General features: G+C 71.0%; 12 protein-coding genes. 1 reads left to right on the top strand and 11 read right to left on the bottom strand.

The genetic code is table 11. The features are described from left to right. Positions 1 to 2: 2 nt before the first annotated feature. The 9 genes from ACFYXF_RS27450 to ACFYXF_RS27410 all read right to left on the bottom strand — a co-directional run bounded on the left by ACFYXF_RS27450 (position 3) and on the right by ACFYXF_RS27410 (position 10,485). Positions 3 to 1,154, bottom strand: a complete 1,152-nt coding sequence (locus ACFYXF_RS27450) for an XdhC family protein (protein WP_389353265.1) — start codon at positions 1,152 to 1,154, stop codon at positions 3 to 5. A gap of 31 nt (positions 1,155 to 1,185) precedes the next feature. After that, positions 1,186 to 3,396 (bottom strand): xanthine dehydrogenase family protein molybdopterin-binding subunit, encoded by a 2,211-nt coding sequence (locus ACFYXF_RS27445; protein ID WP_389353263.1) that lies wholly within the window; start codon positions 3,394 to 3,396, stop codon positions 1,186 to 1,188. Beyond that, a complete protein-coding gene (locus ACFYXF_RS27440; protein WP_389353262.1) occupies positions 3,393 to 4,370 on the bottom strand; it encodes an FAD binding domain-containing protein in 978 nt (325 codons plus the stop codon). The genes ACFYXF_RS27445 and ACFYXF_RS27440 overlap by 4 nt, the downstream gene beginning before the upstream one ends. Beyond that, on the bottom strand, positions 4,370 to 4,987 hold the full coding sequence (locus ACFYXF_RS27435) for a (2Fe-2S)-binding protein (RefSeq protein WP_389353260.1): 618 nt from the start codon (positions 4,985 to 4,987) through the stop codon (positions 4,370 to 4,372). Before ACFYXF_RS27435 ends, ACFYXF_RS27440 begins: the two co-directional genes overlap by 1 nt. Positions 4,988 to 5,166: 179 nt before the next feature. Then, positions 5,167 to 6,015 (bottom strand): helix-turn-helix transcriptional regulator, encoded by an 849-nt coding sequence (locus ACFYXF_RS27430; RefSeq protein ID WP_389353258.1) that lies wholly within the window; start codon positions 6,013 to 6,015, stop codon positions 5,167 to 5,169. A gap of 162 nt (positions 6,016 to 6,177) precedes the next feature. After that, positions 6,178 to 6,660: a hypothetical protein gene (locus tag ACFYXF_RS27425; protein WP_389353256.1), complete on the bottom strand. Its 483-nt coding sequence runs from the start codon at positions 6,658 to 6,660 to the stop codon at positions 6,178 to 6,180. A gap of 11 nt (positions 6,661 to 6,671) precedes the next feature. Then, positions 6,672 to 7,391, bottom strand: a complete 720-nt coding sequence (locus ACFYXF_RS27420; RefSeq protein ID WP_389353254.1) for a DUF6152 family protein — start codon at positions 7,389 to 7,391, stop codon at positions 6,672 to 6,674. A 188-nt stretch (positions 7,392 to 7,579) separates the two neighbouring features. After that, positions 7,580 to 8,950 (bottom strand): metallophosphoesterase, encoded by a 1,371-nt coding sequence (locus tag ACFYXF_RS27415; RefSeq protein ID WP_389353252.1) that lies wholly within the window; start codon positions 8,948 to 8,950, stop codon positions 7,580 to 7,582. Between the two features lie 620 nt (positions 8,951 to 9,570). Then, a complete protein-coding gene (locus ACFYXF_RS27410) occupies positions 9,571 to 10,485 on the bottom strand; it encodes an SDR family NAD(P)-dependent oxidoreductase (protein WP_389353250.1) in 915 nt (304 codons plus the stop codon). Positions 10,486 to 10,632: 147 nt separating this feature from the next. On the opposite strand from ACFYXF_RS27410, the gene ACFYXF_RS27405 reads away from it, so the two are divergent. Beyond that, positions 10,633 to 11,499, top strand: coding sequence for a helix-turn-helix transcriptional regulator (locus ACFYXF_RS27405; RefSeq protein WP_389353248.1), 867 nt, complete (start codon positions 10,633 to 10,635; stop codon positions 11,497 to 11,499). A gap of 108 nt (positions 11,500 to 11,607) precedes the next feature. Here ACFYXF_RS27405 and moaA read toward each other — a convergent pair whose 3' ends face one another. Further along, positions 11,608 to 12,597 carry a GTP 3',8-cyclase MoaA gene (gene moaA / locus ACFYXF_RS27400; protein ID WP_389353246.1) on the bottom strand — a complete coding sequence of 330 codons (990 nt, stop codon included), beginning with the start codon at positions 12,595 to 12,597 and terminating at the stop codon, positions 11,608 to 11,610. Beyond that, positions 12,587 to 13,696: an XdhC family protein gene (locus ACFYXF_RS27395; protein WP_389353244.1), complete on the bottom strand. Its 1,110-nt coding sequence runs from the start codon at positions 13,694 to 13,696 to the stop codon at positions 12,587 to 12,589. Before ACFYXF_RS27395 ends, moaA begins: the two co-directional genes overlap by 11 nt. Between the last annotated feature and the right edge of the window lie 140 nt (positions 13,697 to 13,836).

Raw genomic sequence — 13,836 nt, 5'->3', positions numbered from 1 at the left:
GCTCACGCCGTCAGGGGAACGTCCGGAGCAGCGACACCGGACACTCGGTGGATCGGGCCGGTGACCCGGGTCAGGGGCAGGCCGGTGCTCCGGTTGGCGTGGGCGATGATCTCGGCGGTGATGGAGATGGCCGTCTCCTCGGGGGTACGGGCACCGAGGTCGAGGCCGATCGCGGAGCGCAGCCGGGCCAACTGGTCCTCGGTGACGCCGACTTCACGCAGCCGGCGCAGGCGATCCTCGTGCGTGCGGCGGGAGCCCATCGCACCGACGTAGCCCACGGGCAGGTCGAGGGCGAGCCGGAGCAGGGGGACGTCGAACTTCGGGTCATGCGTCAGGACGCAGACGACGGCGCGCCGGTCGAGCCGCTGGGCGTCGAGATAGCGGTGCGGCCAGTCGACGACGACCTCGTCGGCGTACGGGAAGCGTTGCGAGGTGGCGAAAGTGCGCCGTGCGTCGCAGACCGTGACCCGGTAGCCGAGGAACGCCCCGGCCTGCGCGAGCGCCGCGGCGTGGTCGATCGCGCCGAAGACGAGCATGCGGGGAGCGGGTAGGGCGCACTCCACCAGCAGCGTCAGCGGGTCGGTGCCGCTGGTGTGCGGGCCGACCTTCACCGTCCTGGTGCCTCCCGCCTCCAGTGCGGCGCGTGCCTGGGCCAGCGCCTCCCGGTCGAGACCAGCGTTGCCGAGACCGCCGACGTGACTGCCGACGCCGCGTACGGTCATCGCCCGCCCCAGCAGCTGCCCTGGGCCCTCGACGACCGTGACCAGGGCGATGGCCCGGCCGTCGGCGGCGTCCGCCAACGCGGCGCGCAGCTGCGGGCGTTGCGGGGCGTCGATGCGCTGGACGAGGACGTCGAGTTCGCCTCCGCAGGTGAGACCGACCGCGAACGCGTCGTCGTCGCTGTAGCCGAAGCGGTGTACGGCCGCCCCGGCACCGGCATCCTCGGCCAGCAGTTCGGTGCACAGTGCGTGGACGCTGCCTTCGACGCAGCCGCCCGAGATGCTGCCGAGGGCGGTGCCGTCCCGGTCGACGGCGAGCGTGGCGCCGGGTGGGCGCGGTGCGCTGCCGCGTACGGCCGTGACGGTGGCCACCGCGAGGGGCGCGCCCTCGTCCTCGTCGAGGCGTCTCAGTAGTTCCTTGCCCAGTTCGAGCATGAGTGTCGTTCCTGACGGGTGTGTTGAGGGGTCAGCCCAGGAGTTTGTCGAGGGTGATGGGCAGGTCGCGGACGCGGATGCCGGTGGCGTTGTGGACGGCGTTGCCGATGGCCGCGGCCGCGCCGACCGAGGGGAGTTCGCCCAGGCCGCGGGCGCCGAGCTCGCTGACGACCGGGTCGGGCCGGTCGAGATAGTGGACGTCCAGGTCGGGGATGTCTGCGTTGACGGGCACCAGGTAGTCGGCGAGGTTGCCGGCGGCGAACCGCCCGGACTCCTCCATGGGGTTGGCCTCCAGCAGGGCGTGTCCGATGCCGAAGATGACCGCGCCGGAGATCTGGCTGCGGGTGGTCCGCGCGCTCATGATGCGGCCGGCGTCGATGACGGTCGTGAACCGGGTGACGCGGGGTTCGCCGGTGAGGCGGTGCACCTTCACCTCGCAGAAGTGCGCGCCGAAGCTGTTCAGGGCGTACTGGTCGGGCGGCGGGGGCGCCGACGAGGCCGCCGTGGCCTGGACCCGGGGCAGTCCGATGGTCTGGAGCAGGCGCCGGAAGGTGACGGAGCGTCCGCCGCCGCTGATCCGTCCGTCGCTGTAGGTCACGTCGTTCTTGTCCAGACCATGGAAGGGCGAGCGCTCGTTCCCCACCGCCTGGTCGATCAGGGCGGTGACGGCCGCGCGTGCCGCCGCCTGTACGGCGGGGACGGAGCTGGCGGTCGCCAGGGAGCCGGCGGCCATCGCTCCCGGGGGCAGCGCGGAGTCGCCCAGGTCCGCCGTGACCCGTTGCAGCGGGATGCCCAGGGCGTCCGCGGCGGTGACGGCGATGACGGTGCGCGCCCCGGTGCCGAGGTCGGCGGTGGCGGTGCCCACGGTGGCGGTGCCGTCGGCCTCGAAGCCGACCCGGGCCTGGGCGGGGATACGGCCGCCCCCGTAGATGGCGGTGGCCATGCCCATGCCGATGAGCCAGTCGCCCTCACGGTGCGAGCGCGGTCGGGCGTTGCGGCGCGACCAGCCGAACCGCTCGGCCCCGACGCGATAGCACTCGTCCAAGTGCTTGCCGGACCAGCGCAGCCCGGTGCCGGGGACAGTGACGGCGTAGTTCTTGCGCCGCAGCTCCAACGGGTCCATGCCGAGCTTGTCGGCCAGTTCGTCCATCGCCGTTTCCACGGCGAAGGCGCCGGGTGACTCGCCGGGGCCGCGCATCGCGCAGACCGGCGGGACATCGAGTTCGACGAGACGCTGGTCGATCGCGAGGTTCTCCGTCTTGTACAGCAGGGTCGAGGTGCCCTGGGCGGGGAGCATGGGCCAGGCGCTGACGGCGGGGTCCTCCGCGTCGGACTCGTGCGCGACCACCTTCAGCGTGCCGTCGGCCGAGGCGCCGAGCCGCACCCGCTGGGTGAGGGCCGAACGGTGGCCGGTGAGGACGAAGACCTGCTCGCGGGTGAGGACCAGCTTCACGGGCCGCTTGAGTTCCCGGGCCGCGGCGGCCGCGAGCACCGGCTCGCTCCAAGTGGGCGCCTTGCTGCCGAACCCGCCGCCGACGTAGGGGTTGACCACCCGTACCCGGTCCGGCTCGACCCCGATGCGTGCGGCGATGCTCTGGGCGTGGATCAGCGGGGCCTGGGTGCCGGTGTGGATGGTCAGGTGCCCTTCGTGCCAGATGGCGAGGGCGGCGTGCGGCTCCATCGCGGCATGGCTCTGCGCGGGCTGGGTCACGGTCGTGCTCACGGTGACGTCGGAGGAGCGCAGGGCGTCCTCGATCGAGTCGACCCCGGAGGCCAGCACGGTCGACCTGGCCGGTCCCCCACGGTCCGAGGGCGGCGCCGTGGTGCCGGGTGACTCGGCCGACAGGGAGGTCCGCGGCTCCTGTGCGTCGTAGGTGGCGGTGACGAGACCGGCGGCATAACGGGCCTGCTCGAAGGTCTCGGCGATCACCAGGCCGATGATCTGGCCCCGGTAGCGCACTCTGGTGTCCTGGAGCGGGGCGTAGTTCTCGACGATGGGGCCGCCGGCCGGTGCGTAGAGCTTGAGCGGGTTGAACGGCGTGTACACGGCGACGACACCGGGGGCCTTGGCCGCCGCGGTGGTGTCCATGGCGCGCACGGTGCCCTTGCCGATCGTGGCCTGCACGAGATAGCCGTACGCCTTGCCCCGCGCCTGGTAGTCGGCGGCATACCTGGCCCGTCCGGTGACCTTGGGCCGGGCGTCGACGCGGTCGAGGTCGCGGCCCACGGGAGACAGCGTCATCGGGCACCTCCGAGCTCGGTCAGGGCGCGCTGCACGGTCCGGCGCACCAGGGTGGTCTTGTAGGCGTTGTGGGTCAGTGGGCGGGCTCCGTCGTCGGCGAGCGCCGCCGCCTCCTCGAACGTGGCGGCCGTGCGGGGGCGGCCGACCAGGGCACGTTCCACCGCCGGCAGCCTCCAGGGGCGCGTGCCGACACCGCCGACGGCGACACGGGCCTCGACGACGGTGTCCCCGTCCAGGCGCAGGGCCACGGCGGCCGAGGCGAGGGCGAACTCGTACGACTGCCGGTCACGGATCTTCAGGTACGACGAGCGCCGCGCCCAGGCCAGCGGGGGCACGGTGACCCCGGTGATCAGCTCGGCAGGCTTCAGCGCGTTCTCGATGTGCGGGGTGCTGCCCGGCAGCCGGTAGAACTCCCGCAGGGGGATGGCGCGTTCGCCGTCGGGGCCGCGCAGGCTCAGGACCGCGTCCAGGGCCATCAGGGCGACGGCCAGATCGCTGGGGTGCGTCGCGACGCAGGAGTCGCTGGTGCCGAGGATCGCGTGGATGCGGTTCTCGCCGTGGAGGGCGGAGCAGCCGCTGCCCGGTTCGCGCTTGTTGCAGGGGGTGGTCACATCGCGGAAGTAGCCGCAGCGGGTGCGTTGCAGCAGGTTGCCGCCGATGCTCGCCATGTTGCGCAGCTGGGGGGAAGCGCTCAGGTCCAGTGCCTGGCTGATGACGGGGTAGTGGGTGCGGACCAGGGGGTGCGCGGCCACGTCGCCCATGCGCTCCAGCGCGCCGATGCGCAACCCTCTCTCGTCACGGGAAATGCCGTGCAGCGGAAGGCGGTTGATGTCGACCACACTGCGCGGGGTCAGCACGCCGAGCTTCATCAGGTCGACCAGGGTCGTGCCGCCTGCGAGGTAGGCGCTGGAGTCGTTCGACCGGTCCAGTGCGGAGCGCACGCTGGTGGGTGCGGTGAATCCGAAGGTGCGCATCAGCTCATCGCCTTCTTGCCGTCCTGCACGGCCCGCACGATGTTCGGGTAGGCACTGCACCGGCAGATGTTGCCGGACATGTGCTCCCGGACCTCGTCGTCGGTGTGCGCGCGCCCCTCCTCGACCAGCGCCACGGCCGACATGATCTGGCCCGAGGTGCAGAAGCCGCACTGGAACCCGTCGCGGTCGACGAACGCCTGCTGCATCGGATGCAACCGGTCGGCGGAGGGCTCCAGGCCCTCGATGGTGGTGACCTCGCTCCCGTCGGCCGCCGCCGCCAGCGTCAGACAGGACAGCACCCGGCGGCCGTCCACATGGACCGTGCACGCACCGCACTGGCCGCGATCGCAGCCCTTCTTGGTGCCGGTCAGCTCCAGCCGCTCGCGCAGCGTGTCCAGGAGTGTGGCGCGGGGGTCCAGGTGCAGGGTCTGCGCGCTGCCGTTCACCTTCAGGCGCACGGTCAGCGTGCCGTCCGGCGCGGAATCGGCGGGGGTCGAGCCCTGGGCCACACCGACGGCTCCGACGCCGACGGCCCCCACGGCGGCGGTGCCGCCGAGGAAGCCGCGACGGGAGAACCGGGAGCCGGTCTGCCTGTGTTGGCCTGTGGATTCCTGCATGAGCGCTCCTGGGTGCCTCGTCGGGGAAGGGTCCATGGGCACCGGGCGTCAGACATGGGCCGTCGCATTCCGGCCCGTACAGCCCGGTGGACGCTCAGCATGGCAAGGACCCGGCAGCGGAGGGAGGGACCGTTTGTCCGCCCATCGACGATCCCTGGCTGAGGTCTTGCCGGGCACGCTCAGGCACTGATACGCCCGTGCGCGAGCACATTGAGGAGCTGGAGCTTCTCGTGGTCCTCCGAGCCCGGGGTCGCCGTGAAGACCAGCAGGGCCTGGGCCTGGTTCTCGGTGAACAGCACCTGGCAGTCCAGGTCGAGCGCGCCGACCTCGGGGTGCAGCAGCGTCTTGCGCCGCCCGACCTGCACGGCGACCTCGTGCAGCTCCCACAGCTCCCTGAACTCCTCGCTGCGCCGGCGCAGGTCGCCGACCATGGCCACGAGGCGCGGGTCGTCACCGCCGCGCGACAGAGCCGCGCGCAACCCCGCGACGTGCGTGCGGCTCTGTAGCGCGTGCTCGGCCCGTGCGTAGCGGTCGCGTGCCCGCGGGTCGGTGAACCACCGGTAGAAGCCGCTGCGGGCCATGCCCGTGTACTGGGTCTCGTCGCCCAGCAGCGCGGTGGCGAGACGGTTTTGTACGAGGGTCTCCGCGAGATCGGAGATGACCTGTGCCGGGGTGTCCTCCAGCCGGTCCAGTACCCGCATCAGCCCCGGGCTGACGTGCTCCTCACGGCGCACCCGTACCGGCACACCGTGCCCGGCGAGGCGGAAGAGGTGGTCGCGTTCGTCAAGACTGAGCCGCAGGGCGCGGGCCAGCGCGGCGAGGAGTTGCTCGGACGGGCGCGGGCCGCGCTGCTGTTCGAGGCGGGCGAGGTAGTCCGTCGACATCCCGGCGAGCACCGCGACCTCCTCACGGCGCAGCCCGGTCGCCCGGCGCCGCGCTCCCTTGGGGAGGCCCACGTCCTGGGGCTGAAGTGCCTCGCGGCGCCGCCGCAGGAAGTCCGCCATGGCTGCCTGATCGAAATGCTCCATACCCCCATCATCCGAGCGGGCGGTGACGGCAGCCAGGGATCGGCGATCCCTGGCTGGGCGGTAGCCGCGGACCGCCTCTCCCCGAATGGGCGGTCTGAACCGCCGACTCGTATGGCTGTAGCGTCGGAATCCGTCCCCCGACGGCTCCACCCGCTGTAGCGGTCAGGTATAGGCCAGGAGTCTCCCCGCGATCGTGACACCGGACCACGACGTGAGGGAGACGACCGCAGCGAGCCGAGCGGCGACAGGCGTCGGCTGGTCCATATCCCAGTCGGCCACGCTGCGGTAGGTCCGCCGATGGAAGACCAGGATGTTCAGACCTGCGAGCAGGATGAGGCCGAGCTTCCACGGAGCACTGCCACGGTCGGCGATGAGACTCGCGCCGGGCAGGAACATGACCACGCCGGTCACTGCCGCGATCACGAAGCCGAGGTGTGACAGGCGGAGCAGGTAGTTGGCCGCGGTCGTCACCCGCAGCGCCCGCCGGCCGAGCCCCAGCAGCCGAAGATCGAATGCCGCGGCCGGACCGATGAGGAGGGCGATACCGATGATGTGGACGCTCTCGAGCATCGGGTACAGGTAGGCCGTGCCACGGACGGCCTCGGAGAACCCGCTGTCCTCCAGCCAGGAGAAGACACTGTCCATGACGAGCGCCATCACCCTCGGGGCGAGCGTGCTCGCAGGTAGAAGGCTCCACCTGCGACGACGGCGACCAGTACACCACCGAGCGCGGCCCACACCACGATCGGTGACGTGCCCTCGGAGTCCGCTGCGGCCGACGGGGAATCCTGGTCGGCGTCAGCGGACGGTGCGTCGCCCTCCGGATAGGGGACCGTCAGCGGCGTCGCCGGGAGTTCCTCGTTGAGCACCTGGTTGACAGGCTTCCCCTCTTCGTACCAGAACACGACCGGACGGAACTCGTCGGTGTGGCTCTTGCCGACGTAACCGACGGCTTCGATCCGCTCGCCCTCGTCGAGCTCGCGGTCGAGGCCCCACATCCCCGTGAAGCTCGGCGGCGCGATGGTGACCTCCAGCTCGTCGTGAGAACCGCTGTAGGACGGTGCGGCGTTGATCGGGTCGCTGTCGGGAGCGTCCCGCAGTCCTTCAGGCAGATCGCGCTCGGGTGTGTCGGAGGGGAGATCGCTCTCGACGGTCACGGTGAAGTGGGAGTGCGGCTCGCCCCAGCGGACCTGCGAGACGGTACCCGCTATGTAGTAGAGGCGACCGGTGTCGTAGTCGTCGAACCCGTGATGCGCCTGCGCGGCACCCGCCGAGAACAGGATGAGCATCGTCGCGGAGACCAGGGACGCTGTCCATAGCCTGATGCGACGGGCGCTGGTGCGAGCCAGCGGCGCGGCGATCGTGGTGAAGCGCATGGCGAGTCGATCCTTCCGGAGGGCTTGGAGTGGTCCGCATCCAGCGGACCTCATCGTGCAGGGAACAGGGAGTGCCTGCCGTGGGAGGTACTAGGTACTGACAGGGCACTTTCAGTGGGAGTCTTCGGTACGGACTACGACCAGGGTCTTTCGTTCGGATCAGACCGGCATGATCCGAACGAGAGGCCCTAGGCCTGGCGTGAGGCGAGTTGGACGACCGTGATGTCGGACGGTGCGCCCACGCGGACCGGTGGGCCCCAGGCACCGGCCCCCCGGCTCACGTAGAGCTGGGTGTCGCCGTAACGTTCGAGCCCGGCAACGGTGGGGTTGGCCAGTTCGGCGAGGAAGTTGGCGGGCCAGAGCTGGCCGCCGTGAGTGTGGCCGGAGAGCTGGAGGTCCACGCCGTGGCGAACGGCATCGTGGATCACGACGGGTTGGTGGGCGAGGAGCACGGCGGCGCGGGAACGGTCGCGGTCACCGAGCGCCCGGACGAAGTCGGGCCCCTGGCCCTCGTCCACGCCGCGAACGTCGTTGACCCCGGCCAGGTCGAACCCCGGCAGCTCGGTGCGTGCGTTCTCCAGTGGTCGCAGCCCCAGGTCACGTACCTTGTGGATCCACTGCTCGGCGCCCGAGAGGTATTCGTGGTTGCCGGTGACGAAGTACGCCCCGTGCCGCGCCCGGAGTTGGGCGAGCGGCTGTACGGCGGAGCCGAGGTCATCGACGCTGCCGTCCACCAGATCGCCGACGACCGCGATCAGGTCGGGCTGCGTCGCGTTGATGGTGTCGACAACCCGTTGGGAGAAGCCGCGGCCCAGGATCGGGCCGAGGTGCACGTCGCTGACCACGGTGATCCGGAACCCGTGTGCGCTGCGGGGCAGTTTGGCCAGGGGAACGGTGACGCGCTTCACCTGCGGGCCACGCAGGACGCCGTACGTGCCGTGGCCGACGGTCCCGACCGCGACGGCCGCTGCGGCACCGCCCACGATGCGGGAGACGAACAGGCGCCGCGAGGGCGGGGCAGGAGCGGTGGTGGGCGACGGCTCGGGCTCCTGTACGGGCGCGGGTGCCCGTACGGCGAGCCGCTCGGCAGTGTCCCGTGCGTCACCGGACTCGTCGCCTGTTGTGGTGACGGACCGGAGCCGGCCGGCCGGGACGAGTGCCTCGTCCCGCTCTGCTCCGGGCTCAGCAGGGTGTGCCGCCGTGGCTTCCACGTCCTGCCGCGTCTTGTGTTCCGCTCCAGTGTCCCGCCGCGCGAGCACGCGGCGCAGCAGGGGACGGACGATCTCGCCCACCAGAAGGGCGAGCAGCAGGTACAGGAAGAGCGCCAGCCACAGGAATCCGGGCCAGGCCAGGATCTGCTGGAGGAGGAACGGCGCTCCCGCACGGTCGGCCACCAGGGTGCCCACCGTGAGCAGGGGACCAGCCACGAAGACGACGCTTCCTGCTCGCCGGAGGGCCGAGCCCCGGGCCGTGGTGTCGCGTACGAGGCGGCGCCACGCATACCAGTGGAGTGCGCCGAAAGCGGCCAGTACGGCGATGGAGACCAGCACAATGACCACGGCTCGGCGCTGTCCTTCCTTGAGACGTTCCCGACGATGACTCGGCCTGGGGCGGAGGCGTACCTCTACGGCTTGTGACCGGTCGCGTCACGGGACGTGCGGGTGATCCGCGACCCGGTGTCCGCAGTCTGCGGAGCCCGACGGTCGCGACGGATGTCCACAGCACATTAACCAGGGGACTGCAGATCGAACGCCCCGCCAAGGGGGGCGAATTTCCTCCCTGGATAACGGCGGTCATGCCGATCAGGAGCCCGAGACGGGCATCGACGTGGTCCGTGACGGCTGGTTCAGGCAGATGGCCGACGCCGAACGCCTGCTCGCCGCCTACGAGTTGTCCTCCGGCGACACGGCACTCTCGCTCCAGACGGTGTAGGACCGGGCCCGTCGGCCCGCGCACCCTGGTCGGCGAGGTCGCGCAGTTGGTCCGGGGCCAGGGCCAGGCCGATCAGCATGTCGCCCGGTTCGTCACCGGCTCGCCCGGTGCACCGGGCGAGCCAGAAGCCCACCGAGCGCAACCCCTGTTCATGATGAAAGGCTTCGACAACCTTGATCATCAGGTTCGCGTTCACTGCTGCCAGTCGGGCTGTTCGGTCACTGTTCGATCTATCCGTCCTCGCTGCTCACGCCGCGGTGAATCGTTCGGCGGCATCCCAGAGTTCGCCTTCGCGCCGTGGGTCGTAGGACTCCTCCGACGAGTGGTCCACACGGGTGCGGTCGACGTAGGAGCCGGTCGGCGCCTGGAACGTGCCGAGGACGACGTCAGCGAGACAGCGGCCCGCGGCATTGCGGCTGGTGGCGAACGGGGTGAGGCTCATCACCGGCAGGATGCGCCGCATCGCGAACCGAGAGACGGGGTCGGCATTGCGGGCAAGGTCGGTGCCGGGGACGAAGCCCGGGTTGTAGCCGACAGCGTCGATCCCGGCCGGCAGGCGGCGCGCGTACTCGTGCACGAGGTAGATGGCGGCCAGCTTGCTCGTCGAGTACGCGGTGCGCCCAGCGACCACGGTGTCCGGCTTGGGAAAGGCGCAGGTGCGGGCGAGGACGTCCGGCGACTTCCAGGCCGGGCCGGGCACCATGCCCATGTTGTGCCTGAAGTCGCCGAAGTGGGTGTCACTGGCGGTGATCACGATCCGGGCGGGAGCGACGAAGCGGTCCCAGAGCAGGCGGACGAACAGGTGGTTGGCGAGCACGTTGACGGCGAAGGTGGACTCGAACCCGTCGGGTGTCTCGGTGAGCGCGTTCGCGTACTGCATGCCCGCGTTGCCCACGAAGCCGCGCAGCGGCGGCAGGTCACCGCTATCGAGCCGGTCGCAGATCTCGGTAGCGGCCGAGCGGACGCTGCCCAGCGAGCCGAGGTCCGCCGAGACGTGCGAGACCGTGTGCCCGCCCGTAGCGAGTTCCGCAGCGAGCTGTGCGCCGGAGGACCCGCGGGCAACGACGAGGAGGTGCACGTCCGGCGACCGACGCAGGATGCGCCCCGCAGCGACGCGGCCGATCCCGCGGCTCGCGCCCGTCATCACGATGGTGTGCTTCATGCAAGACTCCTTCGCTGCTTCGCCGAGGCGCCCGGCTCGGACACGTCTCCACGCTCGCCGCTTGCACCACCGCCAACCAGTGCCGTCCCCGTCACCAGGACCGGCAGTACCCAGGCTGATGCGGCGCCGCGCGGCGAGAATGACCCCATGGCTTCCTCCCGCTCCGGCTTCGGCGCCCTCCTGCACGCCTGGCGAGACCGCCTGGCTCCGGCCGACGCCGGCTTCCCCGTAACGGACGGCCGTCGTGCCCCGGGACTGCGCCGCGAGGAGCTCGCGCAACTGGCCGGGCTTTCCGTCGACTACGTCCTGCGCTTGGAACAGGGACGCGCGAAGAACCCCTCGGCCCAGGTCGTCGGCGCCCTCGCCCGGGCCCTTCAGCTCTCCAACGCCGAGCGCGACCAGCTCTACCGGAGCGCCGGACTCTTGCCGCCGCAGGACGGGACTGTCAACACCCATGTCCCCGCGAGCATCCAACGGCTCGCCGCGCGTCTGGGCGACGTCCCGGTCGGCGTGTTCAGCGCGGACTGGTCCCTGGTGTGGTGGAACACCCTGTGGAGCGCCGTGTTCGGCGACGCCGCCGTCGTCCCGCCCGCCGAACGCAACCTCGCCCGCGCGCTCTTCGGCAACGGCCTCGCACACGCCGCGATGCTGCCCGTCCAATCCGAGCGCGGACCAGACGTCTTCGAGGCGTCGATCGTCGCCGACCTCAAGGACGCGGTGTCCCGCTATCCCGGGGACGCCCAGCTCGATCGTCTAGTACAGGAACTGCGCGTCGTGTCCGACGCCTTCGCTCATTACTGGGCCGCTCAGACGATCGCCGCCCAACACACCACTGACCGCAAGACGATTCAACATCCGAAGATCGGCAACATCCAGCTCGACTGCGACGTCCTCATCGTCCCCGGTGCCGACCTGCGTCTGGTCGCCTACACGGCAGCGACCGGAAGCAGCGACGCGGGGAAACTGGACCTTCTTCGCGTCACAGGTGGCCATACCGCCACCGCGCTCCCCTGACCGACGGCTGCTGGGCGGTTTCACCAAGCCGACCGGGGCGAACCTCACCGCTGCCGCCAACCAGTATCGGTCGGGGCCGATTCCTTTTCTGTCCCCCGAGAGAATTTCCTAGCCGCCGATGGCGGACATGGGTCGGTCCGGCTGGACAAAAGACGGGTCGTCCAATCCTGCGCCCGCCTTCTTGCCCCACATCGCCACCTTCCAGATGCGGGCTATCTCCTCGTCCGGGGCTCCCGCGCGCAGGGCCGCGCGCAGGTCCGTCTCCTCCATCGCGAACAGGCATGTGCGGACCTGGCCGTCGGCGGTGAGGCGGGTGCGGTCGCAGGCGGAGCAGAACGGGCGGGTGACCGAGGCGATGACGCCGACTACGTGCGGGCCGCCGTCCACCAGCCAGCGCTCCGCGGGGGCCGAGCCGCGCCTATCGGCTCCCTCCTCCGTCAGCTCGAAGCGGGTGCGCAGGGAGGCCAGGATGTCGCCGGCGGTGATCATGCCGTCGCGCTTCCAGCCGTGCTGGGCGTCCAGCGGCATCTGCTCGATGAAACGCAGCTCGTAGTCGTGCTCGACGGCCCAGGCCAGCAGGTCGGGGGCCTCGTCGTCGTTCAGGCCCGGCATCAGCACCGAGTTGACCTTGACCGGGGGCAGGCCCGCCTCTCGGGCCGCGTAGAGGCCCTCGATGACGTCCTTGTGACGGTCCCGGCGGGTGAGGGTCTTGAAGACATCCGGGCGCAGAGTGTCCAGGGAGACGTTGACCCGGTCCAGGCCCGCCGCCTTCAGGGCGGTCGCGGTGCGCTTCAGCCCGATGCCATTGGTCGTCAACGACATCTGGGGACGCGGCTCCAGGGCGGCCACCCGCTCGACGATGCCCACCAGGCCCGGCCGCAGCAGCGGCTCGCCGCCCGTGAAGCGGACCTCCTCGATGCCCAGCGAGGTGACCGCGATGCCGATCAGGCGGACGATCTCGTCGTCCGTGAGCAGATCGGGCTTGGCCAGCCACTGCAAACCCTCTTCCGGCATGCAGTACGTACAGCGCAGATTGCACCGGTCGGTCAGTGAGACTCTCAGGTCGGTGGCCACTCGGCCGTAGGTGTCAATGAGCATGGATCGGTCCGGTGACCCGAGTCAGGGGCAGGCCGGTGCTCCGGTTGGCGTGGGCGATGATCTCGGCGGTGATGGAGATGGCCGTCTCCTCGGGGGTACGGGCGCCGAGGTCGAGGCCGATCGGGGAGCGGAGTCGTGCCAACTGCTCCTCGGTGACGCCGACTTCGCGCAAGCGGTCAAGACGTGCGTCGTGGGTGCGGCGGGAGCCCATGGCGCCCACGTAGCCGACGGGCAGGTCGAGGGCGAGCTGGAGCAGCGGGATGTCGAACTTGGCGTCGTGGGTCAGGACGCAGACGGCGGTCCGGGCGTCCACGGCTGTCTGGGCCAGGTAGCGGTGAGGCCAGTCGACGACCACCTCGTCGGCGTGCGGGAAGCGGGCGGCGGTGGCGAACACGGGGCGGGCGTCGCACACGGTGACGTGATAGCCCAGGAACCGGCCGGCCTGGGCGAGGGCGGCGGCGAAGTCGATGGCGCCGAAGATCAGCATGCGGGGGCGGGTGGCGGCCACGTGGACGAGGACGGTGAGCTGCTCGGGGCAGGTGTCGGCGTCGCCGCCGAGCGAGACAAGTCCGGTGCGTCCGCTGCGGAGTTGGGCGGTCGCCCGGTCTCCCACGGCCCGGCCGGTCGGCCCGTCGCCGAGTGCGCGGCCGGCGATCCAGCTGTCGCCGAGCACGCTCAACGTGGCGCCGAGCAATTCCTCAGGCCCGTCCACGACCTGGGCGATGGCGGCGGGCCGCCCCTCGACCGCCTCGGCGAACGCGGCGCCGAGATGCGGCTGGGCGGCCGGTTCGATGTGCTGGACGAGGACGTCGAGTTCGCCGCCGCAGGTCAGCCCGACGGCGAACGCGTCGTCGTCGGAGTAGCCGAACCAGGCCCGCTGGGCAGGCCCTTGGTCGTGCAGCACCTGTCGGCACAGTTCGTACACCGCGCCCTCGACGCAGCCGCCGGAGATGCTGCCGACGGCGTTGCCGTCCTCGTCGACGGCGACGGACGTACCGATGGGCAGGGGTGCGCTGCCGGTGACGTCGACGACGGTGGCGAGCGCGAAGGGGCGTTCCTCGCGGCACCAGCGGTGCAGTGTGTCCGCGATGTTGAGCATGGGGGGTCTCCAGAATCTCCAGGGTCTCCGGAGCAGGCGGTCGCTGTCGCAGAGGTCTCGGAAGGGGTGCGGGCCGCCGCCGCGTCGACAGGGGCGCGTGCGTGGCGGCGGCCCGGGGAGGGTCCGGCAGCCGTACGGGG

This window comes from Streptomyces sp. NPDC002680, from assembly GCF_042889145.1.
Taxonomy (GTDB): Bacteria; Actinomycetota; Actinomycetes; order Streptomycetales; family Streptomycetaceae; genus Streptomyces; species Streptomyces adonidis.
Note: the sequence above shows the minus strand (reverse complement) of the source record. Positions and strands in the feature narration are given on the sequence as shown.

What these genes read in the sequence shown, in the direction of transcription:
- ACFYXF_RS27450 (WP_389353265.1), bottom strand. Translation starts at nt 1,154, where the DNA reads ATGCTCGAACTGGGCAAGGAACTACTGAGACGCCTCGACGAGGACGAG.
- ACFYXF_RS27405 (WP_389353248.1), top strand. Translation starts at nt 10,633, where the DNA reads ATGGCTTCCTCCCGCTCCGGCTTCGGCGCCCTCCTGCACGCCTGGCGA.
- ACFYXF_RS27410 (WP_389353250.1), bottom strand. Translation starts at nt 10,485, where the DNA reads ATGAAGCACACCATCGTGATGACGGGCGCGAGCCGCGGGATCGGCCGC.
- ACFYXF_RS27395 (WP_389353244.1), bottom strand. Translation starts at nt 13,696, where the DNA reads ATGCTCAACATCGCGGACACACTGCACCGCTGGTGCCGCGAGGAACGC.
- ACFYXF_RS27440 (WP_389353262.1), bottom strand. Translation starts at nt 4,370, where the DNA reads ATGCGCACCTTCGGATTCACCGCACCCACCAGCGTGCGCTCCGCACTG.
- ACFYXF_RS27425 (WP_389353256.1), bottom strand. Translation starts at nt 6,660, where the DNA reads ATGGACAGTGTCTTCTCCTGGCTGGAGGACAGCGGGTTCTCCGAGGCC.
- moaA (WP_389353246.1), bottom strand. Translation starts at nt 12,597, where the DNA reads ATGCTCATTGACACCTACGGCCGAGTGGCCACCGACCTGAGAGTCTCA.
- ACFYXF_RS27430 (WP_389353258.1), bottom strand. Translation starts at nt 6,015, where the DNA reads ATGGAGCATTTCGATCAGGCAGCCATGGCGGACTTCCTGCGGCGGCGC.
- ACFYXF_RS27445 (WP_389353263.1), bottom strand. Translation starts at nt 3,396, where the DNA reads ATGACGCTGTCTCCCGTGGGCCGCGACCTCGACCGCGTCGACGCCCGG.
- ACFYXF_RS27435 (WP_389353260.1), bottom strand. Translation starts at nt 4,987, where the DNA reads ATGCAGGAATCCACAGGCCAACACAGGCAGACCGGCTCCCGGTTCTCC.
- ACFYXF_RS27420 (WP_389353254.1), bottom strand. Translation starts at nt 7,391, where the DNA reads ATGCGCTTCACCACGATCGCCGCGCCGCTGGCTCGCACCAGCGCCCGT.